This is a genomic window from Flavobacterium ardleyense (assembly GCF_042686085.1).
Classification (GTDB): Bacteria; Bacteroidota; Bacteroidia; order Flavobacteriales; family Flavobacteriaceae; genus Flavobacterium; species Flavobacterium ardleyense.
The window spans coordinates 1-1,206 of sequence record NZ_JBHUOL010000026.1; the positions used below are offsets into that span (position 1 = coordinate 1).

Sequence of the window (1,206 nt, forward strand, 5' to 3'; positions counted from 1 at the left end):
TTTTGCAACTGTTTTTTGTTTTATAGGTTCTCATTTTAATTTCATTCTGTTGGTGCATTTGATTGGGTGTTAGCATGTAATTAGAGTAATGTGGTCTTTTTTGATTATAAATTTCAATTGCATTTTTTACCAATAACTTCATGATTTCCAATTTTGTATTGAATTTATCAATATTAAATTCTTGTTTTAAAATACCATTTATCCTTTCTGCAACTGCATTTTCATACGGATCAGAGTTTTGTGTCATACTGCATTTTATTTTACTCTTGTTTAATAGTTTTTGATATTCATTGGCACAGTATTGCAGTCCTCTATCGGAATGATGTATCAAAGATAGACTCTTGTATTTTCTAAGTTTAATAGCATTTTTCAACGCTATCAAACTGCTTTCCGTATTCATATTATCTGCCACATTAAATCCCACTATTTTCTTAGAATAGGCATCGGTTACTAAACTTAAGTAACACGGATTTTCTCTTTTTCCAATATAAGTAATGTCCGATACCCAGACTTGCTCTGGTCGTTGTATTTGTAAATCTAAAATTTGATTTTGATGTTTTCTAAAGCGATGATGTGAGTTGGTTGTTATATGATACGAGCGTTTTGGAATAATTAATAGATGATTAGCTCTTAGGATGTTGATAAATTTATCTCTTCCTATTTTTAATTGTTTTAAGTCTCTATTTAAAAGAAAATAAAGTTTCTTTGCTCCAATTCTGGGCATAGTCTGTCTAATTTCTAAAACTAGAGAAACTATTTTTGAAGCATTTGATTGTCTTGCTTTTCTTCTTTTTATTTTTCGATAATAAACCTGCCTATCTATCCCGAACAAAGTACAGGCAAACATTACTGTTTCTTGTTGCTTTTGCTTAAAATGGTCGATTGTTCGGGTGGTGAGTTTTTTCGTATGTCAATTTGATATTCTTTTTCTGCAATATCAATCATCATGTCAAAAATGATGGCTTTCTTATCAGCAACATAAGCTTCTCGCTCTAGGAGTGCTTTTTGTTTTTCTAATAATTTCACTTGTACCTCAAGTTCTATTATTCTTTGTTCAGGTGATTTTAGCATATTAGATGGTGTTTGGTTTTCCCAATCAAAGTTACCAAATTTTCTGAGCCATTGAACAATTGTAGAACGAGATTGAATACCATATTCTTTTCTAACTTGAGAAATAGAAACTTTTCCTTGTTCAATTTCTTGTAC

At 30.3% G+C, this 1,206-nt stretch carries 2 protein-coding genes; both read right to left on the reverse strand.

Going from position 1 to position 1,206, the window contains the following annotated elements; genetic code table 11:
* On the reverse strand, window positions 1-847 hold an 847-nt coding region (locus ACFSX9_RS16045; RefSeq protein ID WP_379809547.1), incomplete at its 3' end, for an IS3 family transposase.
* Window positions 847-1,206, reverse strand: a 360-nt coding sequence (locus tag ACFSX9_RS16050; protein ID WP_379809549.1) for a transposase, incomplete at its 5' end; no start/stop codon positions are given. The genes ACFSX9_RS16045 and ACFSX9_RS16050, both read right to left, overlap by 1 nt.